The sequence below is a fragment of the Stenotrophomonas sp. AGC87 genome (assembly GCF_057333975.1).
On sequence record NZ_JBHFHW010000016.1, the window covers coordinates 30,762 to 55,692 of the forward strand.

21 protein-coding genes and 2 pseudogenes are annotated in these 24,931 nt (G+C 66.6%); 15 read left to right on the top strand and 8 right to left on the bottom strand.

From position 1 onward, the window contains the following. Positions 1–262 precede the first annotated feature (262 nt). Entirely contained in the window at positions 263–979 is a 717-nt protein-coding gene (locus ACE026_RS07190; protein WP_486038535.1) for a CHAD domain-containing protein, read from the top strand. Between the two features lie 18 nt (positions 980–997). Here ACE026_RS07190 and ACE026_RS07195 read toward each other — a convergent pair whose 3' ends face one another. The 3 genes from ACE026_RS07195 to ACE026_RS07205 form a co-directional block, all read right to left on the bottom strand. Continuing rightward, positions 998–3,742 carry a UvrD-helicase domain-containing protein gene (locus ACE026_RS07195; protein WP_486038536.1) on the bottom strand — a complete coding sequence of 915 codons (2,745 nt, stop codon included), beginning with the start codon at positions 3,740–3,742 and terminating at the stop codon, positions 998–1,000. Positions 3,743–3,887: 145 nt separating this feature from the next. Next, a complete protein-coding gene (locus ACE026_RS07200; RefSeq protein ID WP_486038537.1) occupies positions 3,888–5,102 on the bottom strand; it encodes an MFS transporter in 1,215 nt (404 codons plus the stop codon). Positions 5,103–5,212: 110 nt separating this feature from the next. Further along, positions 5,213–5,524, bottom strand: coding sequence for a hypothetical protein (locus ACE026_RS07205; RefSeq protein WP_486038538.1), 312 nt, complete (start codon positions 5,522–5,524; stop codon positions 5,213–5,215). 143 nt (positions 5,525–5,667) lie between these two features. Between ACE026_RS07205 and ACE026_RS07210 the strand changes: the two genes are divergently transcribed. Together ACE026_RS07210 and ACE026_RS07215 are read left to right on the top strand one after the other, a co-directional pair. Then, entirely contained in the window at positions 5,668–6,663 is a 996-nt protein-coding gene (locus tag ACE026_RS07210) for a GAF domain-containing protein (RefSeq protein WP_486038539.1), read from the top strand. 95 nt (positions 6,664–6,758) lie between these two features. Further along, the gene (locus tag ACE026_RS07215) at positions 6,759–7,286 is read left to right on the top strand and encodes a hypothetical protein (RefSeq protein WP_486038540.1); all 528 of its coding nucleotides are present in this window, start codon (positions 6,759–6,761) and stop codon (positions 7,284–7,286) included. Here ACE026_RS07215 and ACE026_RS07220 read toward each other — a convergent pair. The 4 genes from ACE026_RS07220 to ACE026_RS07235 form a co-directional block, all read right to left on the bottom strand. Continuing rightward, positions 7,283–7,522, bottom strand: a complete 240-nt coding sequence (locus ACE026_RS07220; protein WP_486038541.1) for a DUF1653 domain-containing protein — start codon at positions 7,520–7,522, stop codon at positions 7,283–7,285. The two genes, ACE026_RS07215 and ACE026_RS07220, sit on opposite strands and share 4 nt — an antisense overlap. A 64-nt stretch (positions 7,523–7,586) precedes the next feature. Beyond that, positions 7,587–9,341 (bottom strand): putative bifunctional diguanylate cyclase/phosphodiesterase, encoded by a 1,755-nt coding sequence (locus ACE026_RS07225; protein WP_486038542.1) that lies wholly within the window; start codon positions 9,339–9,341, stop codon positions 7,587–7,589. A 140-nt stretch (positions 9,342–9,481) separates the two neighbouring features. Next, on the bottom strand, positions 9,482–9,850 hold the full coding sequence (locus ACE026_RS07230; RefSeq protein ID WP_121037386.1) for a response regulator: 369 nt from the start codon (positions 9,848–9,850) through the stop codon (positions 9,482–9,484). After that, positions 9,843–11,000: a two-component system sensor histidine kinase NtrB gene (locus ACE026_RS07235; RefSeq protein WP_486038543.1), complete on the bottom strand. Its 1,158-nt coding sequence runs from the start codon at positions 10,998–11,000 to the stop codon at positions 9,843–9,845. Before ACE026_RS07235 ends, ACE026_RS07230 begins: the two co-directional genes overlap by 8 nt. A 154-nt stretch (positions 11,001–11,154) precedes the next feature. Between ACE026_RS07235 and ACE026_RS07240 the strand changes: the two are divergent. From ACE026_RS07240 to ACE026_RS07285, 10 genes and pseudogenes are all read left to right on the top strand, one after another. Further along, positions 11,155–12,916 (top strand): annotated as a pseudogene (locus ACE026_RS07240) (sensor histidine kinase); the annotation flags it as partial. Between the two features lie 80 nt (positions 12,917–12,996). Further along, positions 12,997–14,265, top strand: a pseudogene (locus ACE026_RS07245) (response regulator); the annotation flags it as partial. After that, on the top strand, positions 14,238–15,086 hold the full coding sequence (locus ACE026_RS07250) for a CheR family methyltransferase (protein ID WP_183073658.1): 849 nt from the start codon (positions 14,238–14,240) through the stop codon (positions 15,084–15,086). The pseudogene ACE026_RS07245 and the gene ACE026_RS07250, both read left to right, overlap by 28 nt. Continuing rightward, positions 15,086–15,670: a chemotaxis protein CheB gene (locus ACE026_RS07255; RefSeq protein ID WP_486038544.1), complete on the top strand. Its 585-nt coding sequence runs from the start codon at positions 15,086–15,088 to the stop codon at positions 15,668–15,670. Before ACE026_RS07250 ends, ACE026_RS07255 begins: the two co-directional genes overlap by 1 nt. After that, complete coding sequence (locus tag ACE026_RS07260; RefSeq protein ID WP_486038545.1) at positions 15,667–16,785, top strand: hybrid sensor histidine kinase/response regulator; 1,119 nt, start codon at positions 15,667–15,669, stop codon at positions 16,783–16,785. The genes ACE026_RS07255 and ACE026_RS07260 overlap by 4 nt, the downstream gene beginning before the upstream one ends. A 211-nt stretch (positions 16,786–16,996) precedes the next feature. Beyond that, positions 16,997–17,455 (top strand): manganese-binding transcriptional regulator MntR, encoded by a 459-nt coding sequence (mntR, locus tag ACE026_RS07265; protein ID WP_088435394.1) that lies wholly within the window; start codon positions 16,997–16,999, stop codon positions 17,453–17,455. Further along, positions 17,448–17,972 carry a tRNA adenosine(34) deaminase TadA gene (tadA, locus tag ACE026_RS07270; RefSeq protein WP_313211138.1) on the top strand — a complete coding sequence of 175 codons (525 nt, stop codon included), beginning with the start codon at positions 17,448–17,450 and terminating at the stop codon, positions 17,970–17,972. The genes mntR and tadA overlap by 8 nt, the downstream gene beginning before the upstream one ends. A gap of 100 nt (positions 17,973–18,072) precedes the next feature. After that, positions 18,073–18,642, top strand: coding sequence for an oligoribonuclease (gene orn / locus ACE026_RS07275; protein ID WP_346480819.1), 570 nt, complete (start codon positions 18,073–18,075; stop codon positions 18,640–18,642). A gap of 114 nt (positions 18,643–18,756) precedes the next feature. Next, complete coding sequence (locus ACE026_RS07280) at positions 18,757–19,617, top strand: EcsC family protein (RefSeq protein WP_345784559.1); 861 nt, start codon at positions 18,757–18,759, stop codon at positions 19,615–19,617. A 118-nt stretch (positions 19,618–19,735) separates the two neighbouring features. Beyond that, entirely contained in the window at positions 19,736–20,857 is a 1,122-nt protein-coding gene (locus tag ACE026_RS07285; protein WP_486038546.1) for an alkene reductase, read from the top strand. A gap of 145 nt (positions 20,858–21,002) precedes the next feature. Here the strand turns inward: ACE026_RS07285 and ppsA are convergent, their stop codons facing one another. After that, a complete protein-coding gene (gene ppsA / locus ACE026_RS07290) occupies positions 21,003–23,381 on the bottom strand; it encodes a phosphoenolpyruvate synthase (RefSeq protein WP_486038547.1) in 2,379 nt (792 codons plus the stop codon). A gap of 143 nt (positions 23,382–23,524) precedes the next feature. Here ppsA and ppsR point away from each other — a divergent pair, with 143 nt between their 5' ends. Further along, positions 23,525–24,346 (top strand): posphoenolpyruvate synthetase regulatory kinase/phosphorylase PpsR, encoded by an 822-nt coding sequence (gene ppsR, locus ACE026_RS07295; protein ID WP_019184148.1) that lies wholly within the window; start codon positions 23,525–23,527, stop codon positions 24,344–24,346. Between the two features lie 144 nt (positions 24,347–24,490). Further along, positions 24,491–24,931, top strand: a 441-nt coding sequence (locus tag ACE026_RS07300; RefSeq protein WP_486038548.1) for a DUF1249 domain-containing protein, incomplete at its 3' end; no start/stop codon positions are given.

Below are 24,931 nucleotides of genomic sequence, written 5' to 3' on the forward strand. Positions count from 1 at the left end.
CAAGGGAGGAAACACCATGAAGTACATTCTGCTGTGGATGCTCGGCATTCCGATTCCGCTGCTGCTGTTGTTCGCGCTGCTGCGCTGACCGCTCAACCATCAGGCCGCCTTCGGGCGGCCTGATGCCAATCGGAGAACCGATGAAGCCCGGCCCGCTACACTCGGCACCGATGCCCACGGGGACACCCTGATGCCGTCGAAATCCATCGGCTCTGCCGCCGGCGCACTGGTGCGACGCGAATGCCTGGCGATCAATGATGCGTTGAACGGCCTGTCCAATGTCCACGATTCGATACACGCCGCCCGCAAAGCGGTACGGCGGCTGCGTGCACTGCTTCCGCTCGTTGCAGAGACCGCGCTGGACCTCGATCAGGCTGACAACACATTGCGGCGACTCGGTGACGGACTGTCAGCATTGCGCGATGCGCATGTGGCCGTGGAGACCTGTGATCGCCTCTCGGCACAGGCGCCTGTGCCGTCATGGGCCTTTGTCCGTGGGCACCTGCTGCAGCGTCGTGACCGGATGCTCGCGCGCGCACTGACCGGTGACCCGTCGTTCGCGCGACGGCGTGCCTCGCTCGCTCGCGTGGCGGGGCGGCTGCAGGCGCAACCGTGGTCGTCGTTGACGAACAGGGAGATCAACAAGGCGATGGCCCGCAGCGAACGCCGTACCGCCAAGGCGGAGAAGCGCGCCGCCCGCACGGGAGATCCGCAGGACCTGCATCGCTGGCGGCGCAGAGTGCGTCGCCTGCGGATGCAGTTGGAGGCGCTATCCGCGCTGGACAGTGCGCTTGGGGCCCCGATCAAACGGAAAGGATCGGGCCGCCAGGCGCGCGCGCTGCATGCGCTGGGTGATCAGCTTGGCAGGCAACAGGATCTGCGGATGGTCCGCAACCTGGTGCGGGTGATGCCGGGCGTGCCGGAACGGCGTGGGTTGCTTGCGCAGATCGACGCCGCACTGGCCGCTGCGCTCGGCTGAGCGTGGCAAGCGCATCGCTCAGGCCCCCGCGACCGTACGCAAGCCGGCATGGGCCCCTGCCTTCGGCGGCTTGTACTCGCAGCGTGGATACGCCGAGCATGACTGGAACGCGCCATACGGCCCCGTGCGCGGCACGATCACCCCCACCTTGCAGGCGGGGCAGGCCTGCTCGTGGATCGTGTCGCCGGCCATCGAAGTCACGCGTACCGCGCCGTCGTTGACCAGCTCGGTCAGGAACGCCGAACGTCGGCCCTGCACGGTGAACATCGCCACCGAACGGCGCGCGCGCGTCAGCGCGACGTAGAACAACCGGCGTTCCTCACCGAGCGGGTACGCATCGCCGTCGAGCATCGCCAGCGCCAGTACCGGGTCATCCGCGCGGGCATTGGGGAAGCGGCGATCCAGCATGCCGGGCAGGATCACGTAGTCCGCCTCCATGCCTTTGGACCGGTGTGCGGTGAGGAAGCTGACCTGCATGTGCTGCCCGTAACGCGCGTTCCAGCCGGCCGGAAGCATCGCGCGCTCGGCGTTGTAGCGGCCCAGCACGAAGACGGTGACCTTGCCGTCCCGGCCTGGCGGTACCTGGCCGGTCAGCAGCTGCTGGTACAGCCGTTCGAGGTACTGCTCGACCGCGCCGGCCAGCCGGTCGCGCGAGGCCACCTGGAAGGCCTGCAGCACCGTGCCATACGCAGGGGTGAGCGAGTGGACCTGCTTGGGTATCTGCGTTGGATTGCGTGACACGAACGCACTGGAGACATCGCACAGCGCCTGCGGGCAGCGGAACGTCTGTTCAAGCTTGAGCACCTGGCCCGGGCCGAACCAATCCAGGAAGCCGGTCATCACCGAGACGTCCGCGCCGGCGAACCGGTTGATCGACTGCCAGTCATCGCCGACTGCGAACAGATGTTTGCCCGGCGCCTGCACCAGCGCGCGGCACAGGCGCGCCCGGGCGCGCGAGGCATCCTGGAATTCGTCGGCCATCACCAGATCGAACGGCGCGACATAGCGACCCTGTTCCAGGTGCTCGGCAGCCTGGTTGAGCATGTCCTCGAAGTCGATCCCGCCTTCGGCGACCAGCGCATCGTCCCAGCCGTCAAGGATCGGAATGATCAGCTCGAGGAACAGGCGGTAACGGTGCTTGAAGTGATCCTCGGGCAGCCGCCGCAGCCGCTCGACCATGTCCTGCACGTGCAGGCCGTTGCTCTTGGCGTGGCTGATGAAGGTCCGGACCAGGCCGATCAGGTCGGTATCCGGCATCGGTGTCGCGCCGCCCTCGGGCAGTTCGCGGTCGGGATTCGGGTCGAGCTCAAGACCGCGCTGCGACAGTGCATCGCCCAGCCGCAGGAACAGTTCGCCCGTGCGCAGTTCGTGCGAGGTGGTCTCGATCCGCTCGCTGCCGTGGGAGTGCTGAGGGCCATCCGGAGGCGCCGGCGACGGGCCGTGTCCATCCGGAACGAGGTGGTCGTGGTTCAGCCCGATGCCGGGATAGCAGAAATCCGGCCGGTACTGGCGGTACTCGTCCGTGCCGGCATCGAAGGTGTGGCGCCGGGCGTAGGCGTAGTCCACGCCGTTGTAGAACAGCCAATCCGCGATCACGCATTCTTCGATGCTGCGCACGCGCTCGCCCTGCAGCGTACGCACGTAGCCCTGGCCATCCTTGTCCCATTCCTCGGCATCCAGCGGCCCGCCGGTGACGGGCAGATCACGACCGAACACCAGCCGGAACATGTCCCACTGCGTACGGAAATGGAGAGAGCGGTCCTTGAGCTGGTCGATGATCTCGGCCAGCCGGTGGAAGCCCTGCGTGGCATCCACGGCCCACTCTGGCACCTGCGGCATCCGCCCCGTGGCCTGGGCGATGATGTGCCGGCCCAGCGCATGGAAAGTACGCGCCTCCACCCGGGCCTCGCCCAGGCCGAGGCGATGGAACGCGCGATCGGCGCGTGCCTGCAGTTCCGTAGCGGCCTCCTTGTTGAAGGCGAGCATGACGATGCGCTCGGGCGCGACGAGCCCGCGTTCGATCGCGTACGCAGCCTTGGCCACCATCGTCGAGGTCTTGCCCGAACCTGCTGCGGCCACCACTTGGACGCGGTTGTCGAAGCAGATCACCGCACGGGCCTGCTCATCGGTGAGCGGGCGGCTTTCCACGTGATCCAGCAACGCACGGCTGGCCATCCGCTCGCGCGCCTGATGGGCCTCATTGCGGCGTGCCCACATCGCTGGCCAGTCGGCCAGCCACAGCATCAAGGTTGCTTCGATCGCAGCGGGATCACCCTCGAGTTGGCTGCGCAGTTCGGCATTGTCGAACACCGCCCACAGCGCATCTTCCTCGAGCGGCAGGGTGGGGCGCGCCTGCAGCAGTGCCTGCTGCTGCTCGTGGGTCAGCCACAGCGCTTCCTCGTCGGCCCGTTCGGTGGCGGTCTGCACCTGGCCAAGCCAGCGCTGGATCGCGGCGTGGGCCTGCTGGAACAGAGCGACATGGTCGCGCTGGCGCTGTTCACCGCGCAGCTCGGCCAAGGTGGAGGCCAACTGTCGAGCCGCAGCCGTGTTCAAGCCGCCAAGCGTCAGCGGGGCATGCCCGTCGCGGTGCAGGGTAAGCCGTGCCCAGGGCAGGCGCGGGTGCACCTGCAGTGCCTCCAGCGGCGCGGGGAAGGGGCGACCGTCAACGGTCAGGACCAGCTGGTCGTCTTCCAGGCGCAGGTGCCAGTGCGGTGATCGCGTGAGGCGTTGACCCCAGTCGCTCGGGGCCCATTCGTACGTCATCGGTGTATCCAGGTGCGGCCATCGTTGCGGCCGTGGCCGGAACAGCACGGGTGGCGCGGTTTGATCGGATGCCCATGATAGGGGAAATAAAAAAAATCCCTGCCTGGGCAGGGATTCGAATTGGCCGACGGGGCTGGCGGTGCGCTTACTGCTGCAGCACCGGTACGCCGCGTGAGCGGCGGTCCACCAGCATCGCCACGCCCCATAGCAGCAGGCCGCCCAGCGCGGTGGCGGCGCCGACGTAACCGGTCACCGCCGGGCTGAAGCCGGCGCCGATCGCCATGCCGCCGAACCACGGGCCCAGTGCGTTGGCGGTGTTGAACGCCGCGTGGTTGGAGGCGGCCGCCAGCGTCTGCGCTTCGCCCGCCACATCCATCAGGCGGGTCTGCAGTACGGCCGCCAGGGCGCCCATGGTGCCGACGGCGATGATCATCGGGAACACGCTCCACACCGACTGTGCGGCCAGCGGGAAGGCGAGCAGCACCAGGATCGACCACACCAGCACCACGGCGGCGGCACGGAACTGGAAGCGGTCCACCAGCCAGCCACCAGCCACGTTGCCGATGATCGCGCCGATGCCGAAGATGCCCACGGCCAGCGGCATCCACGATTCGGCCAGGCCGGTGACCTGCACCAGGGTCGGGGCGAGGTAGGTGAACACGCAGAACATGCCGGCAAAACCGACCGAACCGATCGCCAGCGCCAGCCACACCTGGGTGCGGTTGAAGGCGCGCAGTTCGCGCATTGGCGAGGTGCGGACTTCATCCGGATCGGGCAGCAGGAAGCGCGCGATCATGGCCACGGTGGCAATCGCCAAGACGCTGACTACCGCGAAAGCAGTGCGCCAGCTGAGCTGCTGGCCGAGCCAGGTGGTCAGTGGGTTGCCGACCAGGATGGCAACGGACAGGCCGAGCAGCACCTTTGATACCGCCGCGCCGCGCTGGGCCGGGGGACTGATCGCGGCGGCCACCAGCATTGCCACGCCGAAATACGCGCCATGCGGCAGACCGGCGACGAAGCGGGCCAGCAACATCGTGCCGTAGTTCGGCGCCAGCGCGCTGGCCAGGTTGCCGATGGCATAGAACCCCATCAGCGCCAGCAGCAGGTTGCGGCGAGCGAAGCCGGCACCGGCGAAGGCCAGCACCGGGGCGCCGACCACCACGCCGACGGCGTAGGCACTGATCAGGTGGCCGACCTGTGTTTCGCTGATGGACAGACCGCGGCTGATTTCAAGCATCAGCCCCATGCTGGCGAACTCGCTGGTGCCGATGGCGAAGCCGCCCAGCGACAAGGCCAGCAGGATCAGAGTGCGCTCGCGCGGCGAGAGCCGGGCGGCCAGAGGGACGGAGGAGGAGCTCATGCAGGCGGCGGCGTCGATCGGGGAAGCGCGGCATTGTACTGCTGCGGCGCACCATTAATCAGTGGGGCGCATGGAACGCTGGATTCGCAGCCTGCAGCTTCGGCGCCCCTTCACGGATACGGCCCGAACCTGAACGGCTGGGGTTCGGGGGACGCCGGCGGCAGGCGATCGCCGTGGACGCGGCTGAGAATCTCGTTGGTCCGCCGTTGTTCGGCAACGATCTGCTTGAGCAGACCCTTGATCCCGAAGATGGCAAAGGGGACGAAAATCCACAGCAGTCCGAGCAGCGCCCAGAGGATCCCGACCACTACTGAAAAACCCTGGCCCGTTGAGCCCATGAAGTCCGTTCCTTGTCCTTGGCAAAGGGTGCATCCTGCGCTCGTTGGCGGAACGACTCGCGATTCGATCACGACGAGCGGCATGTGGATGATAACCGCTGCCGCTGTAGGCGCGTACCCGCGTGCGGAGCAGCGTCCGCTCACGGCCAGTCTCGCTCATTCATGCGACAATTTCACTTCAAAGCCACCACCTGTCGATGGCTGCGCCAGGCCGCATAGGGGTTGTGATGTCTACCAGTACGGGCTTTCCGGCGCTCATCGGCTTTGATCTGCCCGGTCTCCCGGCCGGATCTGCCCCGTCGCGGGTGATCGTGACCGCGCTGCTGGACGACACGCCGCCCAGTGACTGGATGCGCATCCTGCACCGCCAGGCGTGGCCCTCGCTGCGCGTGGACCATGGTGTCGAGCAGATCCGGCTGGTCGGGCAGGGCATTCATTTCGTTGGCATCGTCAAGGACGCGCGCGCGTTGTCGGTCGCCGTGCGCGGCCTGTTCAACGAGGTCAACGCCAAGGTGCTGGACCGACGATTGGCGGCCATGGAGAACCCGCTGGAGGACGGCGGTCCGGGCTCGGCGCCGCTGGCGGAACCGACGACCTCGACGGATCCACGCCTGGACGATATCGCGGCGCTGATGGCCATGCCGGCGGTGCCGGGCATGCTGGAACTGGCCAGTGCGATGACCGGCATGCGCTTCGTCGCGGTGGCGCGCGTCACTGCAGACCGCTGGACCGCCTGCGCCGTGCATGATCGTCTTGATTTTGGCTTGCGACCCGGCGATGACCTCGTGCTGGAAACCACCATCTGCGATGAGATCCGTGAACATCGCCATCTGGTGCAGTTCGATCAGGCGAGCACCCACCCGGTGTTCTCGAGCCATCCCACGCCGGCGCTGTACGGGTTTGAAAGTTACATTTCGGTGCCGATGTTCCGCCGCGATGGCGGTTTCCACGGCACCCTGTGCGCGCTGGATCCGAATCCCTCCAAGCTCGATGGCGCTACGGTGAAAGGCTTCGAGGTGCTGGCCGGTGTGATCGGTGCGCACCTGGATGTCCAAGAGGCCCAGGTTGAGGCAGGGCAGGCGGTCGTCAGCATGGCCGAGGCGCTGTCGCTGCTGTCGCGCCAGATCGATGCACTGGATGCGGCGACGCTGCCGGCGCAGTTCCGCGCGGTGACGGCGCGGTTGCGTGAACTGGTGGATGGGCGAGGCGTCGTGGCGGGCTGAATCAAACGCGCTGTATCCGACGCTACATGACGGCGGGGACCGCCTGCGGAAACGTCTGACTAAACTGGGCGGCTCCATGTTCCGTAGTGCAGACAATGCCGCTTCCCTCCTTCTGCGCCGCGCCGCGTTTGGCGACTGTCTTGCTGGCCGCGGCGATCCTTCTGTCGATCAGCCCTGCGCGTGCGCTTTCCCGGGCCGGCGCCGTGGACGTGCGTTGGGTAGAGGGAGCCGCCTGTTTCGGCCTGCCTGCTGGAGAGCTTCGTTGCCTGAAGCGGGTACTGAATCTGCAAACCATCTGGGTCTACGATTTGGAACGTTCGGCCACCGTTCCCCTCTGGCTGGATGATTATCCCTGGCATGAGCCACGTTCGCTGGATCCCGATGGCTGCGTGCGCTACGGGGACGCGCAAGGCAGCGCCGCGCATAAACCATTGCCGCCGTTGCGTGTCGGGGTGGCGTACGAGGTTGTGATGAGGTTCGAACGCACGAGGGGATCAGATCCCACGATGTTCCACTGGGCGCGCTTCTGCCTGCGTCGACAACTCGATGGGGCCGTCGGCCTGATCACCCTTAAACAGGTTGAGGACAAGGGCTGGAACACCTGGGCGTGCGAATCGCCCTAAAGGCCGGCTTCAACCCGCGAAAAACGCGCCCGCCACTGCCCCTCCACCTCCACCTGTGCCACGAACATCTCGTACGGGCGCACCCACAGGCCGACCGCCGAATCCAGCGGCCGGTACAGCACCATCGGCGCCAGCGTTTCGCTATGGCGGACGACACCGATCACCTCGTAGTTGCCGCCTTTGAAATGGCGGTAATGGCCGAGCGGCAGGGTGGGCAGCGGGGTGAGATCGGTCATGGTCTGGGAGCGAGGCAGGCGGGCTGGCCATTATCACCCGGGCTGCCGACCGCGTCGCGGGGTCTCAGCCGGCGTCCGGCAAGGGGCCGGCGCGGCAGGCACTGACCAGCTGCAGCACCGCGTCAGGGTGCATGGGCCGCGCGAGGTGATAGCCCTGTGCTTCGTCGCAGCCCCACAGCCGCAACAGCGAGAGCTCGGCTTCGTTCTCCACGCCTTCGGCTACCGTGCGATACCCGAGCTGCCGCGCGAGCTTGATGATGGCTTCCACCTTGAGCCGCGCGGTGCGCGAGCGCGCCAGCCCGGTGACCAGCGTCTGGTCGATCTTGATGTGGCTGATCGGCACCTCGCTGAGGTAACCGAAATTGCTGTAGCCGCTGCCGAAGTCGTCAATCGCGATGCGCACGCCGGCAGCCGCCATGTCGCGCAGCTGCGGCAACGCCGCGGGATGATGGTTGAGCCATTGGCCTTCGGTGATTTCGATTTCGATCAGGTCGGGGGCGAGACCGTACGCGTGCAGGCGCTCGGACAGGACGCTCCATACACACTGATCATCGAAGTCGCGTGGCGAAAGATTGATGGAGAGGCTGAAGCCGGGCACGCGATCCTGCCATTGCGCGGCCTGGGCCAAGGCGTGATCGATGACCCAACGGCTGATCGCGGGCATCAGCGCGGTGCGCTCGAGCACCGGGATGAATTCGCCGGGGCTGATCGGGCCCAGCATCGGGTGGGTCCAGCGCAGCAGCGCCTCGGCCGATACCGGCAGCCCGCCGAGCAGATCGAAGCGTGGTTGGTACACCAGGCTGAACTGGTGCTGGGCCAGTCCGCGCCCGGCGTCGGAGGCCAGGCGGTAACGCCGGCGCAGGGCATCGTCGCGTTCCTGCGAGTACCAGCACAGGCAGGCATCGGTCTGGATGGCGTGGTGCATGGCGACCAGGCATTTGCGGACCAGATCCGCGGTCTGGCCCGGTACGGGGCGGAAGTCGCATACACCGGCATGGAACTGCGGCGACATCGGAATGCGGCCAGCCATCAGCGGCCGGCGCATGCGGACGCGCAGGCGGTCAAGCAGTGCCTCGGTCTGGGGGTGCGCGTGGTCCGGCAGCAGGAAGGCGAAGCGGGTCACGCCCACGTGATAGACCTGTGCGATATCGCGCAGCACATCCTGCACCCGCAGCGCGGCTTGGCGCAGCAAGGTTTCCACCGGCTTCATGCCCAGCGCCTGGCCGGCCTCGTTGGCACTTTGCAGATCGAATACATCCAGCAGCACTGCGGTGAATGCATGCGCCTGGCCACGGCGGGACAGGGCATTGAGGTCGGCCTGGAACTGCTGCTGGTTGGGCAGGCCGCTGATCTGCTCGCGCCGGCCCAGCGACATCTTCAGCTCCATCTGCGCGACCACCACACGTGACAGCGTCTGCAGCTGCAGCTGTTCTTCGGCCGACAACTGACGGGGCTCACGGCCCATGATGCACAGCGTGCCGAGTGCGATGCCGGCCTTGGTGATCAGCGGGGCGCCCGCGTAGAAGCGTAGTTGCTGCGGGCCGGTCACCAGGGCATTGTCGGCAAAACGCGCATCCAGGCGCAGGTCCGTCACCTGCAGCACGTCGCTGGCGCCCAACGCCCATGCGCAGATTGATGCGTGCCGTTCGTTGCGGGTGAGCGTCAGCCCGACGCGCGAGATGATGTGCTGGTGCTCGGCATCGAAGATAGACACCAGCGCCATTGGAACGCCGAAGGTAAACGCCGCCAGTTCGGTGATCGGGTCCAGCGCAGTACCCAACGCAGGGTCCATCACGTTGAGCGCTTCGATCAGCGCCATCCGATCTACATCATCACTTCTGTCCAGCATCTACCGCGCCCTGTTCCGACTACACCACTACTATCCCCAGTGGAATGCAGAACCGATGTGAAGCACGAGCGGCGCGGATGAAGCGTTCACGCTGGCGGCATTGCGCTCGCTCAGCAGGGCGCGACCGGTGACTGCAGCAACGTCACCAGTTGGCGAAGACGATACGGTTTGGGCAGGAATTCCACATGCTCGGGCAGCGGCGGCAGCTGCGAGCGGGCGTAACCGGAGGCCAGGATGATGCGCGCATTGGGCAGTACATCGGCCACATGCTCGCTCAACTCAACACCACTCATGCCGTTGGGCATGCTGATATCGCTGAACACCACATCGAACCCGCCCGGGTCCTGCATCAGCCGCAGCGCGGCCGGGCCATCGTCGGCGGTGTGGATTTCGATACCGAAGTCCTGCAGCGCCTGGCCGATCAGTTCACGCAGGTCCTGCTGGTCTTCGACCATCAATACGCGTAGGGGCTCAGACATGCTCGACTTCCTCAATGACAGGTAACAACAGACGGACGGTGGTCCCGCGTCCGGGGGCGGTTTGTACGTCGACGAAGCCGTCGCACTGGGAAACGAAGCCGAACACCTGGCTCAGCCCCAGTCCGCTGCCTTTGCCGATTTCCTTGGTGGTGAAGAATGGCTCGCTGGCGCGCTCGGCGATGTCCGGGGGCATGCCATTGCCCTGATCGGTCACCGCGATGGCGACATAGTGGCGGCGCATGGGCTGGGACAGATCCGGCGCCAGCCGCTGTTCGACCTCGGCCGTGATCGTGACCGTGCCGCCCTGGGGCATCGCTTCGCCACTATTGAGCACCAGATTCAACACGGCGCTGTGCAACTGTACGCCATCGGTGACGATCGGGGGCAGATCCGAGGTCAGATCCAGCCGCACTTCGATGCCCGTCGGGCAGGCGCGGCGCAGTACGGGCAGGGCATCGAGCAGGAAGTCCTGCACCACGACCGGCTCGCGCACCAGCGTCTGATCAGCGGAGAACGCCAGTAGTTGGCGGGTCAGCAGCGAGCCGCGGTCGGCAGCGGCATGGGCCAGGTCCACCAGCTCCTGGGTACGCCCGTCGGCGCCGGGGCGCAGGGCGATCAGGTCCAGGGCGTTGCCGATGGTGGTCAGCAGGTTGTTGAATTCATGGGCCAGGCCGCGGGTCAGCCGGCCGACATTGTCCAGTTGGCGCTGTTGCACGTGCGCGCGCTGCGCATCCTGCAGCAGGCGCTGGGCCTGGTAGCGTTCGGTGACATCCTGGGTGACCTTGACGAAACCGAGCAGGCAGCCGTCTTCGCGGAGAGGCTCGATCACCTCGCCGGCGCGGAACCGCTCGCCGTTGCAGCGCACCCGCCAGCCTTCACCGACGAAGCGGCCATGGTCCCGCGCGTACGCCAGCGCCTGCTCCGGGACGCCCAGCTGCTGGTCTTCGGGGGTGTAGAACAGGCTGACGTGCTTGCCGATGACGGCCTCGGCGGCATAGCCCTTGACCCGTTCGCAGCCACGGTTCCAGCTGCAGATACTGCCCTGCGTATCGAGCAGATAGATCGCGTGATCGCTCACGTTGTCGATCAACAGCTTCAGCTGCCGGCTTTCGTCGGCGAGCGGTGCAACGCTGGATACGGCCTGGACCACGACGGTTATCGACTCCCCCGATAAGGGACCGAACCGTAGGGGCGGCCATGTGAAGAAAGTGTCAAGAACGTGCGTCGAACACGCTGACTTCTGGCGCTTAACACCCGTTTACCGCTTCGGGTACCATCAGGCCCCTTTTAAGCTGGAACACGGCATGAATTCTGCGCCCACCTCCCGTGACCGTTGGATCTGGCTTGCGTCGGTCGCCTTGATGGCCGCCACGCTGGGCACGGAGATGGTGGTGCCGCTGGGCTACGCGGTCTGGTTGACCTACTTCATGGCGGTCGGCATCACGCTGTTCCAGCGCCGGATGGAAGTGCCTCTGCTGGTGGCGATCGGGTCCTGCATTCTGCTTGCGGTGGGCTACAACGTGGCCCCGTCCAGCAGCAACTCGGCGTTCTCCTTCGTCAACCGCAGCATCGGCGGCGTTGCTTTCCTGATGATGGCGCTGACCGTGATGAAGGCCATCGGTGCGCGCCGGGAAGCGGCCGATGCGCTTTGGCTGCAGGCGGGCGAAAACGTGGTGGGCACCAGCCTGCAGGGCGATCCCACCCCGCGTGAACTGGCCGATTCGGCCATGCGCGCGCTGTGCGCGCAGCTCAATGCCGATGTCGGCGCCATGTATCGCCTGCAGGGCGAGCGGCTGGTGCTGGTCGGTGGCGCCGCGCTGCCTTCGCAGCTGCCGGAGACCCTGCCGGCGCATGCCGGCCAATGGGGCGAGATCATCCGCGAGGGCCGCGCGCGCCGGCTGGAGGACAGTGACAGCCCGCTGGATATCGATACCCCGCTGGGCCGCACCACGGTGCACCAGCGCCTGCTGGGCCCGATCACCGCCGACGGCGTGGTGATCGGCGTGATCGAGCTGGGCCGGGCGGGCGTCTCGCCTGCGCGTGGCCTGGAGATGGCGCTGCTGCTGCAGTGCGCCGAGCCGATCGGCATCGCGCTGCGCGCGGCGCTGCTCAATGCGCAGCTGGTGGAACTGCTGGAGGAGACCCAGCGCCAGAGCGAAGAGCTGCAGACGCAGCAGGAAGAGCTGCGCGTGGCCAACGAGGAACTGGAAGAGCAGAGCCGCAGCCTGCTGCATTCCCAGGCCAACCTGGAGCAGCAGCAGGCCGAGCTGGAACAGACCAATGTGCAGCTCGAAGAGCGCACCCACGAGCTGGAGTCGCGCCAGCAGGCCCTGCTGCTGGCCCAGGCGCAACTGGTCCAGAACAGCGCCGAACTGGAGGCCAGTTCGCGCTACAAATCCGAATTCCTGGCCAACATGTCCCACGAGCTGCGCACGCCGCTCAACAGCTCGCTGATCCTGGCCAAGCTGCTGGCCGACAACAAGGACGCCACGCTGACCGCCGAGCAGGTCAAGTACGCCCAGGCGATCCATTCCTCCAACAACGACCTGCTGGCGCTGATCAACGACATTCTGGACCTGTCGCGGATCGAGGCTGGCCATGTCGAGCTGGTCGAAGAGAATCTCGCGGTGTCCAGCGTATTGCAGCGCCTGAAGGAAACCTTCGAGCCGATGGCCGTGCAGAAGGGCCTGAGCCTGGAGATCAGCGCCGCACCGGACGCGCCGGCCCAACTGCTGGCCGACAGCCAGCGCCTGCAGCAGATCCTGAAGAATCTGCTGGCCAATGCGGTCAAGTTCACCGAACACGGCAGCGTGTCGTTGAAGGTGCGCAGTGCCGGGGCAGGACGGATCCAGTTCGCCGTGTCCGATACCGGCATCGGCATTCCCGAAGAACAGACCGCGGTCATCTTCGAAGCCTTCCGCCAGGCCGATGGCAGCACCCGCCGCCGTTATGGGGGTACCGGGCTGGGGCTGTCGATCTCACGCGATCTGGCGGCGCGCATGGGCGGCAGCATCACGGTCTCCAGCGAGCCGGGGCGGGGCAGTTGCTTCACGCTGGAGCTGCCGCTGCTGGCCGGTGGTGGTACTGGCACCGCTCACAACGTCGTGCACGACGTACGTCCCGCCGCCGTGGCAGCACCGGTCGTGCCTGCCGCTGCTTCGCTGGGCCGTGCCCACGCCGAATCCACCCCTGCACCCGCGCCTGCGGCGAAGGTGATGGATGACCGGGGCCGCCGCAGCCGCGCGGGCCGGATGATCCTGGTGGTCGAGGACGATACGGCGTTCGCCAGCGCGCTGGTCTCGATGGCGCACGAACTGGACTTTGATTGCGTGGTGGCCGGCACCGCTGAGGAAGCGCTGAGTCTGGCTGCCGAGTTGCGCCCCAATGGCATCCTGCTCGATATCGGCCTGCCCGATGTCTCCGGGCTGAGCGTGCTGGAGCGCCTCAAGCGCGACCCGGCCACGCGTCACATCCCGGTGCACGTGGTGTCCGGGCTGGAGCGTTCGCAGGTGGCGATGGAGCTGGGCGCGATCGGCTATGTGATCAAGCCGGCCACGCGCGAGCGCCTGCTCGGCGCGATCCAGCAGTTGGAGGCCACCAGCCAGCGTGACATGCGCCGCCTGCTGATCGTCGAGGACGACAGCGAGCTGCGCTCCAATCTGCAGTTGCTGCTGGGCCGCGACCAACTCGAGATCACCGCGGTCGGCACCATCACCGAGGCGATGGCCGAACTGGCCGGCTCCACCTTCGATTGCATGGTCACCGACCTGGCGCTGCCCGACGGCACCGGTTATGACCTGCTCGAGCGCATGGCCGGCAATGATGCCGTCGCGTTCCCGCCGGTGATCGTCTATACCGGCCGCGCACTGACCCGCGATGAAGAGCAGCGCCTGCGCCGCTATTCCAAGAGCATCATCATCAAGGGCGCGCGTTCGCCCGAGCGCCTGCTCGATGAGGTGACCCTGTTCCTGCACAGTGTCGAGGCCTCCCTGCCGACCGACCAGCAGCGCCTGCTGCGCGAGGCCCGCCGCCGCGATGCGGTGCTGGATGGCCGCATCGTGCTGCTGGCCGAAGACGATGTGCGCAACATCTTCGCGCTGTCCAGCGTGCTCGAGCCGCTGGGGGTCACCCTGGAAATCGCGCGCAATGGTCGCGAGGCGCTGGAGAAGCTGCGCCCGGAGATCGACCTGGTGCTGATGGACATCATGATGCCGGAGATGGACGGGCTGACCGCCATGCGCGAAATCCGGGCGGACAACCGCTGGCGCGACCTGCCGATCATCGCGCTGACCGCCAAGGCGATGCCGGACGACCGCGAGCACTGCCTGCAGGCCGGTGCCAATGACTACATCGCCAAGCCAATCGACGTGGACAAGCTGGTCTCGCTGTGCCGGGTGTGGTGCTCGCGCCGATGAATGAAACGGAGCTGTTCGACCTGGAGTTGAAGCTGTTGCTGGAGGCGGTCTACCAGCGCTACCACTACGACTTCCGTGACTATGCGCTGGCATCGCTACGGCGGCGCATGCGGCATGCCATGGCGCGCTTCGACTGCCCGACCATGGGGGCGCTGCAGCACCGGTTGCTGCACGAGCCGGAGACCTTCGCCCAGGCGATGCAGTACTTCACCGTGCAGGTCTCGGAGATGTTCCGCGACCCGCCGTATTTCCGGGTGCTGCGTGAGCATGCCGTGCCGGTGCTGCGCACCTATCCCTCGATCAAGCTGTGGATTGCCGGCTGCAGTACCGGCGAAGAAGTGTGGTCGCTGGCGATCCTGCTGCACGAGGAAGGCCTGCTCGACCGGGCGATCATCTACGCCACCGACATCAATCCCGAAGCGCTGCAGGCCGCCGAATCCGGTGCGTTCGCGCTGGACCGGCTGGCGCAGTTCAGCCGCAACTACCTGGCGGCCGGTGGCACCGGCTCGCTCTCGGATTACTACAGCAGCGGCTACGGCAGCGTGGTGTTCGATCGCCGCCTGAAGCGCAACATCGTGTTCGCCGACCACAGTCTGGCCACCGATACCGTGTTCTCCGAAGTCCACCTGGTGTCCTGCCGCAACGTGCTGATCTATTTCCAGCGGCCCCTGCAGGACCGTGCCATCGGCCTGTTCCACGAGGCGCTGGTCCATCGCGGCTTCCTCGGGCTGGGCAGCAAGGAATCGCTGCAGTTCGGCGCGCATGCCGACCTGTTCGAAGCCTGCGCGCGCGATCAGCGCCTGTATCGGAAGCTGGCCTGATGAGCGGCACGTCGCAACGCAGCCGGTTCGATCTGGTGGTCATCGGCGCGTCGGCCGGTGGGGTCAGCGCGCTGCAGGCGCTGCTGTCATCGCTGCCGACGACGCTGGCGCTGCCCGTGCTGGTGGTACTGCATCTGCCACGTGATCGACCGAGCCGCATTGCCGGCCTGCTCGACGCCGGCTGCCCGCTGCCGGTGCGCGAGGCCGAGGACAAACAGCCCCTGCAGCCGGGTACGGTCACCTTCGCGCCGCCGGACTACCATCTGCTGGTCGAGGACCGTGCCACGCTGGCGCTGTCGGTGGACCCACCGGTGCTGTTCTCGCGTCCGGCCATCGATCCGCTGTTTGAAAGCGCCGCCGATGTGTTCGGCGATGGCGTGCTGGCGATCCTGCTGACCGGCGCCAGCGCCGATGGCAGCGATGGCGTCGCCGCTGTCCGCCAGGCCGGCGGCGACGCCTGGATCCAATGCCCTGAGGAGGCCTATTCCTCGATGATGCCCGCATCGGCCCTGGCACACGCCGGCGCCGATGCGGTGCTGCCGCTCACCTCCATCTGCACGCGTATGAAAGGTCTTACCCGATGAACCTGATCGAACCCGCCGGGTCGACTGCCACCACCGATTGCGTGAAGCTGCTGATTGTCGATGACATCCCGCAGAACCTGGTCGCGATGGAGGCGCTGCTGCGTCGCCCCGGCCTGGAGATACTGTGCGCGCTGTCCGGTGCCGAAGCACTCGAGCTGCTGCTGGAGCACGAAGTCGCGCTCGCGCTGCTGGATGTGCACATGCCGGAAATCGACGGGTTCTCGTTGGCCGAGCTGATGCGTGGCTCGCAGCGCAGCCGCGATGTCCCCATCATCTTCCTGACCGCCTCACCAAACGACCCCGTGCGTGCCTTCAAAGGCTACGAATCCGGCGCCGTGGATTTCCTGCACAAGCCGATCGAGCCGCAGGTGATCATGAGCAAGGTCAATGTGTTCATCGAGCTTTACCAGCAGAAGCAGCTGCTGAAGACGCGCAACGAGGCGCTGGAGCATGCGCTCAAGCTCAACGAGACGATGATGGCTGTGTTGACGCACGATCTGCGCACGCCGCTGGCCTCGATCCTGCTGTGCGCCGATAAGCTGTCGCTGGACCTGCCCGACGATGGCGCGGTGCAGCGCACGCTTGGCCACCTTGAGAACAGTGCGCAGCGGATGGCGCGAATGGTGGATCAGCTGCTGGATTTCTCCAAGATCCGCACCGGTGGCCTGCGCCTGCACAGCACCGAATGCGATCTGGCGGAGGTGGCTGCATCGGTCGTGGCCGAGACCGGGCGTGCGCATCCGCAGGCGACGATCGAGCTGCAGGTCCAGGGCGATGCCCACCTGCAGGGCGATCCGGATCGCCTGGCGCAGCTGCTGTCCAACCTGATCGGCAACGCCGTGCTGCACGGTGGCGATGCGCCGGTGGTGGTGCGCCTGGAGGGCGAGCGCAGCGCGCCGCTGCGGTTGCAGGTGCGCAATGCCGGGCAGATTCCCGAGGCGTTGCTGCCGCGGTTGTTCGAGCCGTTCAAGGCCAGTTTCCACGATAGCCGCGGGCTGGGGCTGGGCCTGTTCATCGCCAGCGAGTTCGCGCGTGCGCATGGCGGCACGCTGGTGGCGCAGAATCGCGAAGGCACCGTGCTGTTTGAGACTGCGCTTCAGCGTCGACCCCGCTGACGCCGAGAGAACCGTCCCGGCATTGCGCCGGCGCCTTCCGGAAGGCCGTGAGCGGCCTTGGAGATGTGTTGGACCTTGCTCACCAGCAGTGCCTGCTGCTGGCCGGCGCACCCCGGCCACGTGAGGCCCGCCCGGATCAGTCGCAAACCCCCGTGAGGTAAACTGTCCGGGCGCCGCAGCCCTTCGCCACCGGCCTATTGCTGGAGCCACCATGCCGTCCTCGACCCGTAAAGCCACCTCGCCCCTGATCGATGCCCAGGTGCATGTCGAGGGCTTCGTGCAGGTGCGTGAAGCGCGCCGGTCCGAGCTGGTCGAGGATTACGTGGAGCTGATCGCGGACCTGATCGCCGATGGCCGCGAAGCCCGCCAGGTGGATATCGCCACCCGGCTCGGGGTTGCGCAGCCCACGGTGGCCAAGGCGCTCAAGCGGCTGGTCAAGGAGGGCTGGGCGATCCAGCGGCCGTATCGCGGCGTGTTCCTGACCCCGGCCGGCGAGCAGCTGGCGGTGGAGATGCGCGCCCGCCACCAGACGGTGGAGCAGTTCCTGCTGGCGCTGGGCGTGGACGCCGATTCGGCGCGCCGCGACGCCGAAGGGATCGAGCACCACGTCAGCGAGGCCACCCTGGCCGCATTCGAGGCCTTCGTGCGCAAGGCCAACGGCCATGGTTGAGCGCCTCGCCCCGCCACCACCACTGGGCGTGCCGGTGCACGACCAGGATGAGCATTGGATGCGCCACGCGCTGGGCCTGGCGGAGCGTGCCGAGCGTGAATTCAATGAGATTCCGGTCGGCGCGGTGCTGGTCGGTGCCGATGGCACCGTGCTCGGCGAAGGCTGGAACCTCAACATCGCCGACCATGACCCCAGCGCGCATGCCGAGATCGTGGCGATGCGGCAGGCGGGCAGGGCGATCACCAACCACCGGCTGATCGGCAGCACGCTGTACGTGACGCTGGAGCCGTGTGCGATGTGTGCCATGGCCATCGTGCACGCACGCGTGGCGCGGCTGGTGTATGCGGCCACAGACCCCAAGACCGGTGCCTGCGGCAGCGTGTTCGACCTGATCGGCGACGCGCGCCACAACCACCGCGTGGAGATCCACGGTGGCGTGCTCGCCAAGGACGCCAGCACCCGGCTGACCAACTACTTCCGCGCCAAGCGCGGCAAGCCGCCACTGCTGCTGGAATAAGGCCCCCGCAGCGACAGGGTCATGACGGGTTGGCGGTATCATGGGCGCCTTATCCATTCCCGGTCGCGGCGCAAGCGGCGGCCCAGCACAAGGCGAACACATGGCGGACAACGGCGCAGAAGGCGAGCGACTGATCTGGATCGATCTGGAAATGACCGGTCTGGACACCGACAACGATGCGATCATCGAGATCGCCACCGTGGTGACCGATGCGCAGTTGAAGGTGCTGGCCGAAGGCCCGGAATTCGCGATCCATCATCCGGTCGAGCGGCTGGAAGCGATGGACGAGTGGAACCGCAACCAGCATCGTCGTTCCGGCCTGTGGCAGCGCGTGGTCGAGAGCACCATCACGCTGGGGCAGGCCGAAGCACAGACGATCGCCTTCCTGCAGCAATGGATCAAGGCGGGCGCCTCGCCGATGTGCGGCAACTCGATCTGCCAGGACCGCCGCTTCCTGCACCGTGAAATGCCGCGTCTGGAAAAGTACTTCCATTACCGGAACCTGGACGTTTCCACGATCAAGGAACTGGCCAGGCGCTGGGCCCCGGGCGTGGCCGCCGGCGTGGGCAAGACCGCCAGCCATACCGCGCTGAGCGACGTGCATGATTCCATCGAAGAGCTGCGCCATTACCGTCAGTTCATGGGCGCGCTGTCGGGCCTGCCGGCCTGACCCGAACGCCGGGCGTCGCCCGGCAACGCGGCCTGTGCGCAGGCGTTCAGCCACCGGCAGGCGAGGCAACGAGCGGTATACATCGGCGGCGCTATGATCGCGGCCATGAACGCCATGACCTCGCCACAACCGCCGCCGTTGGAGTCCTCGATCCTGCCTACTTCGCAGGACTGGCGCGACCTGCAGCGTGCGGTGGACCTGCTGGAATCGCCCACGCTGACCGCCAAGATGGCCAACCTGATCGGTTCGCCGCTGGAGTTCGCGGTCAAACGCCTGCCCGATTCGGTGTCCCGCCGCATCCACGGCGCGGTCGAAGCGGCGCTGTTCAAATCCGCCCAGGCGGCGTTGTGGACGATGGACAACACGCCGGGCAAAGCGGCGTCCACCCGCTGGCACAAGCTGGCCGCGGCCACCTCCGGTGCGGTCGGCGGCGCCTTCGGTTTCACCACGCTGTTCATCGAGCTGCCGGTGTCCACCACGATCATGATGCGCTCGGTGGCCGACGTGGCCCGCAGCGAAGGCTTCGACCTGCGTGAGATGAGCACCCGGCATGCCTGCCTGGAAGTCTTTGCCTTGGGGGGCAACTCCGGCAAGGACGATGCCAGCGAAACCGGCTACTACATCACGCGTGGCTTCACTGCCGAGGTGATGCGTCACCTGTCGGCCGAGTTGGCCGGCCGCGCGGTCGGCGGCAGCCCGGTGATGATCGGGCTGACCCCGAAGGAAGCCGGCAAGTGGCTGGCCAAGCTCGTGGAGAAGGTCGCCGCGCGTTTCGGCGTGGTGGTCACCGAGAAGTTCGCCGCGCAGGCGGTGCCGATCGTGGGGGCGGTGGCCGGCGCGACGCTCAACACGATGTTCACCGACTACTACCAGGACGTGGCACGCGGCCATTTCATCGTGCGCCGGCTGGAGCGGACCTACGGGTACGAGACCGTGCGGGCAGCCTACTCGATGCTGGCGGCCGAGCGTACCTGATCGATCGTTGCATCGGCGGCACAACTGTTTTGCCGCCGCAGGTCTGTTGAGCGGGCAGCACTGTCCCCATCCTTGTCGGCATCCCCGCTGCGGCGGCGCTCCCGATCAAGGATTTCCCATGCTGTTCTCCCCCTATACCCGCGGCACCCTGACGCTGCCCAACCGTATCGTGATGCCCCCGATGACCCGCTCGCGGGCCGGCGAGGGCAATGTCGCGACACCGTTGATGGCCGAGTACTACGCCCAGCGGGCCTCGGCCGGCCTGATCGTCAGCGAAGGCACCCAGATCAGCCAGCAGGGCCAGGGCTACGCCTGGACGCCGGGCATCCACGACGCGGCCCAGATTGCCGGCTGGCGCGGCGTCACCGATGCCGTGCACGCTGCCGGCGGCCGCATCGTCGCCCAGCTCTGGCACGTCGGCCGCGTCTCGCATGTGGCCCTGCAGCCGGGTGGCGCCGCCCCGGTGTCCTCCTCGGCGCTGCTGGCCGAGGGCGTCAAGGTGTTCGTCGATCCCGAGGGCCGTGGCCCGCTGAGCGGCGTCGGCGAGATGGTGCAGCACTCGATGCCGCGGGCACTGGCCGTCGACGAGATCGCCGGGATCGTGCGCGACTACGCGGCGGCCGCGCGCAACGCCATCGCGGCAGGGTTCGATGGCATCGAGCTGCACGGTGCGAATGGCTATCTGATCAACCAGTTCATCGACTCCCAGGCCAACCAGCGCACCGATGCCTACGGTGGCGCGCTGCAGAACCGCCTGCGCTTCCTGCGCGAGGTAGCCGAAGCGGTGGCCGAGGAGATCGGTGCCGAGCGCGTCGGCGTGCGTCTGGCGCCGCTGACCACGCTGCAGGGCGCGGTGGACGACACGCCGCAGGCGACCTACCTGGCCGCCGCGCATCTGCTCGATCAGATCGGCGTGGGCTACCTGCATATCGCCGAAGCCGACTGGGAAGATGCCCCGGTGATGCCGGTCGCCTTCAAGGAAGCGCTGCGCATGATCTACCGTGGCACGCTGATCTACGCGGGCAAGTACACGGTGGAGCGCGCTGAAGAAGCGCTGGCGAAGGGCTGGGCCGACCTGATCGCCTTCGGCCGTCCGTTCATCGCCAACCCGGACCTGCCCGAGCGCCTGCAGCAGGGCCTGCCGTTGAACCCGGCGGACAAAGCGACGTTTTTCGGGGGCGGGGCGGAAGGGTTTACCGACTACCCGGTGGCCGAGCTGGCCGAGCCCGCCGAAGCCTGACGGTAGTGCCACGCCATGCGTGGCAACGCGGACCTTCCGGCATCTGGACCCCCGACGAAAGGCAGCCACGCATGGCGTGGCGCTACCCTCAACAACAAAACCCCGCCTGGGCGGGGTTTTGTTGTTCATCTCATTGCCGAAAGGATCAACCCTTGGCTTTGAGCTTGGCCAGACGCAGCCAGGTATCCACCACGGTATCCGGGTTCAGCGACACCGATTCGATCCCTTCCTGCATCAGCCATTCGGCCAGATCCGGGTGGTCGGACGGGCCCTGGCCGCAGATGCCGACGTACTTGCCCTTGGCGCGCGCAGACTTGATCGCCATCGACAGCAGCTTCTTCACCGCCGGGTTCCGCTCGTCGAACAGGTGCGCGACGATCGAGGAATCACGGTCCAGGCCCAGGGTCAGCTGGGTCAGGTCGTTGGAGCCGATCGAGAAGCCGTCGAAGATCTCCAGGAACTCATCGGCGAGCAGTGCGTTGGACGGCACTTCGCACATCATGATGATCTTCAGGCCGTTCTCGCCCTGCTTGAGGCCGTTCTGTTCCAGCACCTCGACGACCTTGCGGCCTTCTTCCAGGGTGCGCACGAACGGGATCATGACCCACAGGTTGTCCAGGCCCATCTCGTTGCGCACGCGCAGCACCGCCTGGCATTCCAGGGCGAAGGCGGCCGAGAAGCTCGGATCGACGTAACGGCTGGCGCCGCGGAAGCCGATCATCGGGTTCTCTTCGTGCGGTTCGTAGTTGGTGCCGCCGATCAGGTTGGCGTACTCGTTGGACTTGAAGTCCGACAGGCGCACGATCACCGGGTTCGGGGCGACCGAGGCGGTCAGCGTGGCGATGCCTTCGGCCAGACGACCGACGTAGAAGCTGACCGGATCAGCGTAACCGGCGATCTTCTCGTCGATCTTCTTCTTGGTCGCCGCGTCCTGGCGGTCGTACTCCAGCAGCGCGTTCGGGTGGATGCCGATGTGGCTGGCGATGATCATTTCCAGACGGGCCAGGCCGATGCCGGCGTTCGGCAGCTGGCCGAAATCGAAGGCACGTTCCGGGTTGGCCACGTTCATCATGATCTTCAGCGGCGCCGGCGGCATGTTGCCCAGGTCCGTGGTGGTGCGCTCGAACTCCAGGATGCCGTCGTAGATGAAGCCGGTGTCACCCTCGGCGCAGCTGACGGTCACTTCCTGGCCATCCTGGATCAGCTGGGTGGCGTTGCCCGAGCCGACCACGGCCGGCACGCCCAGCTCACGGGCGATGATCGCCGCGTGGCAGGTGCGGCCGCCACGGTTGGTCACGATGGCCGAGGCGCGCTTCATCACCGGCTCCCAATCGGGGTCGGTCATGTCGGCGATCAGCACGTCGCCGGGCTGCACGCGGGCCATGTCGTCCAGGGTGCGCACCACGCGGGCGGTACCGGCACCGATCTTGGCACCGACGGCGCGGCCTTCGGCCAGCACCTTGCCGTCCTTCTGGTTCAGTGCGAAACGTTCGATCTGGGTGGCATGGCCACGCGACTTCACGGTCTCCGGACGCGCCTGCACGATGAACAGCTTGCCGCTGACACCGTCCTTGGCCCACTCGATATCCATCGGGCGGCCGTAATGCTTTTCGATCACCAGCGCCTGCTTGGACAGTTCCTGCACGTCCTCGTCGCTGATGGAGAAGGTGTTGCGCAGCTCGGCCGGGGTGTCTTCGATGCGCACGCGCTCACCGGGGACATCCGAATACACCATGCGGATCGCCTTGCTGCCGAGCGAGCGGCGCAGGATCGCCGGCTTGCCGGCGCTCAGGGTGGGCTTGTAGACGTAGAACTCATCCGGGTTGACCGCACCCTGCACGACCATTTCGCCCAGGCCGAACGAGGAGGTGACGAACACCACGTCGCGGAAGCCGGACTCGGTGTCCAGGGTGAACAGCACGCCGGAAGAACCCACGCCCGAGCGCACCATCAGCTGCACGCCGGCGGACAGGAACACGTCCTCGTGCTTGAAGCCGTGGTGGACGCGGTAGGCGATCGCGCGGTCGTTGTAGAGCGAGGCGAACACTTCCTTGACCTTGAGCACGACATCGTCGGCGCCGGTCACGTTGAGGAAGGTCTCCTGCTGACCGGCGAAGGACGCATCGGGCAGATCTTCGGCGGTGGCCGAAGAGCGCACTGCGACTGCGACATCGCCGCCGCCGTTTTCGCTGCAGAGTTTGGCGTAGGCGGTGCGGATGTCCTGGTCCAGCGCCGGGTGGAGCGGGGCATCGATCACCCAGCCGCGGATTTCCTTGCCGGCCACGGTCAGGGCACCGACATCTTCCACGTCCAGCGTGGCCAGCTTGTCGAAGATGCGCTTGGACAGATCGTTGTGGGCGATGAAGTCCTTGAAGGCTTCAGAGGTGGTTGCGTAACCGCCGGGGACAGACACCCCCAGACCGGCAAGATTGCCGATCATTTCGCCAAGCGACGAATTCTTGCCGCCTACGCGGGCCAGATCGGCCAGGCGCAGTTCGTGCAACCACAGGATATTCTCGTTCAAGCGCGATGCTCCGTTTGGCCATCGCCCGAGGCGGGCTGGATGGCCACGTCCGTAGGAAGAAGCCGATATGATGCCGGGCAGACCGCTGTCGGCACAAGCTTGTATCGACAGCCTTTTTAAGCTTCGGAGGGGGTAAAAGCCGTATGTCGACGATCCGTCCGGTGTTCTACGTGTCCGATGGAACCGGTATCACCGCTGAAACCATTGGGCATAGCCTCCTGACCCAGTTCTCCGGGTTCAGCTTCATCACCGACCGAATGTCGTTCATCGATGATCCGGAAAAAGCGCGGGAAGCCTGTGAAAGGATCCGTGCAGCGGGGGAGCGCTACCAGGTTCGGCCGATCGTGGTCAGTTCCTGCGTGGACAGCGGGCTGAGCATCATCCTGGCCGAAAGCGGCGGGTTGATGCTGGATGTGTTCGCCCCCTTCATCGAGCCGCTGGAGCGCGAACTGGCGGTCAACCGGCATTCCCGGGTCGGCCAGGCCCACGGCATGGTCGACTTCGAGACCTACCACCGGCGCATCAACGCGATGAACTTCGCGCTGACCCACGACGACGGCATCGCCATCAATTACGACGATGCCGACGTGATCCTGGTGGCCGTGTCCCGGGCCGGGAAGACCCCGACCTGCATCTACCTGGCCCTGCATTACGGGGTCCGCGCGGCCAATTACCCGCTGACGGATGAGGATCTGGAGCAGGACCGCCTGCCGCCGCGGCTGCGTCCGTACCGCAAGAAGCTGTTTGGGCTGACCATCGACCCGGACCGCCTGCAGCAGATCCGCCAGGAGCGCCGCCCGAACTCGCGCTACGCGAATCTGGAGACCTGCCGCCGCGAGGTCGCCGCGGCCGAGACCATGTTCCGGATGGAACGGATCCCGACGTTGAGCACCACCCACACCTCGATCGAGGAGATCTCGAGCAAGGTGTTGGGCACGCTGGGGCTGCAGCGCGAGATGTATTGATCCGGCACGCCCCTTGAACAACAAGGGGGCTCTTCCTTCGTCCGGGGCCGGGACTACCCTGCGTCCGTGAACCGGTGGCGGGCCGCCCCTTTGGCCGGGCGGCTGCCGCCCCCACGTTGGGAGATCAACGTGTAGGATCGACCCATGGCCCAGGCATCGCCCCGTATCGAACGCATTCCCCGGCTCAGCCGCTTGAGCTGGCTGATGGGCCTGTACGCCGAGAACTACCAGCACCTGGTGCGCCTGTTCGCCCCCGCCGAGCTCGTCCCCGGCAGCTACCTCTCCTCGATCGGCGATGGGCTGGATGTGCGCCTGGACGTCATCGAGTGCCACCGCTATACGGTGGAGCTGCGCCTGACCTACGACTTCGCCGACCCGGTCACCGGGCAGCCGGATCCTTCGGCCTATGTGCGCCTGTACCGTGACGCCCGCCAGGCCGAGACCACGCATTGCTACGTCGGTCGCCGCTGGCAGGACGTGATGGGCATGTACCCGCCGCCGGCCCAACTGATCAGCCACCGCATGCGGATGAACACCTTCCTCGGCAAATGGCTGGAATACCTGGCCGAGGGGGGGGCCACGGCG

What these genes read in the sequence shown, in the direction of transcription:
- ACE026_RS07195 (WP_486038536.1), bottom strand. Translation starts at nt 3,742, where the DNA reads ATGACGTACGAATGGGCCCCGAGCGACTGGGGTCAACGCCTCACGCGA.
- ACE026_RS07200 (WP_486038537.1), bottom strand. Translation starts at nt 5,102, where the DNA reads ATGAGCTCCTCCTCCGTCCCTCTGGCCGCCCGGCTCTCGCCGCGCGAG.
- ACE026_RS07205 (WP_486038538.1), bottom strand. Translation starts at nt 5,524, where the DNA reads ATGCCGCTCGTCGTGATCGAATCGCGAGTCGTTCCGCCAACGAGCGCA.
- ACE026_RS07210 (WP_486038539.1), top strand. Translation starts at nt 5,668, where the DNA reads ATGTCTACCAGTACGGGCTTTCCGGCGCTCATCGGCTTTGATCTGCCC.
- ACE026_RS07215 (WP_486038540.1), top strand. Translation starts at nt 6,759, where the DNA reads ATGCCGCTTCCCTCCTTCTGCGCCGCGCCGCGTTTGGCGACTGTCTTG.
- ACE026_RS07220 (WP_486038541.1), bottom strand. Translation starts at nt 7,522, where the DNA reads ATGACCGATCTCACCCCGCTGCCCACCCTGCCGCTCGGCCATTACCGC.
- ACE026_RS07225 (WP_486038542.1), bottom strand. Translation starts at nt 9,341, where the DNA reads ATGGCGCTGATCGAAGCGCTCAACGTGATGGACCCTGCGTTGGGTACT.
- ACE026_RS07230 (WP_121037386.1), bottom strand. Translation starts at nt 9,850, where the DNA reads ATGTCTGAGCCCCTACGCGTATTGATGGTCGAAGACCAGCAGGACCTG.
- ACE026_RS07255 (WP_486038544.1), top strand. Translation starts at nt 15,086, where the DNA reads ATGAGCGGCACGTCGCAACGCAGCCGGTTCGATCTGGTGGTCATCGGC.
- ACE026_RS07260 (WP_486038545.1), top strand. Translation starts at nt 15,667, where the DNA reads ATGAACCTGATCGAACCCGCCGGGTCGACTGCCACCACCGATTGCGTG.
- mntR (WP_088435394.1), top strand. Translation starts at nt 16,997, where the DNA reads ATGCCGTCCTCGACCCGTAAAGCCACCTCGCCCCTGATCGATGCCCAG.
- tadA (WP_313211138.1), top strand. Translation starts at nt 17,448, where the DNA reads ATGGTTGAGCGCCTCGCCCCGCCACCACCACTGGGCGTGCCGGTGCAC.
- orn (WP_346480819.1), top strand. Translation starts at nt 18,073, where the DNA reads ATGGCGGACAACGGCGCAGAAGGCGAGCGACTGATCTGGATCGATCTG.
- ACE026_RS07280 (WP_345784559.1), top strand. Translation starts at nt 18,757, where the DNA reads ATGACCTCGCCACAACCGCCGCCGTTGGAGTCCTCGATCCTGCCTACT.
- ACE026_RS07285 (WP_486038546.1), top strand. Translation starts at nt 19,736, where the DNA reads ATGCTGTTCTCCCCCTATACCCGCGGCACCCTGACGCTGCCCAACCGT.
- ppsR (WP_019184148.1), top strand. Translation starts at nt 23,525, where the DNA reads ATGTCGACGATCCGTCCGGTGTTCTACGTGTCCGATGGAACCGGTATC.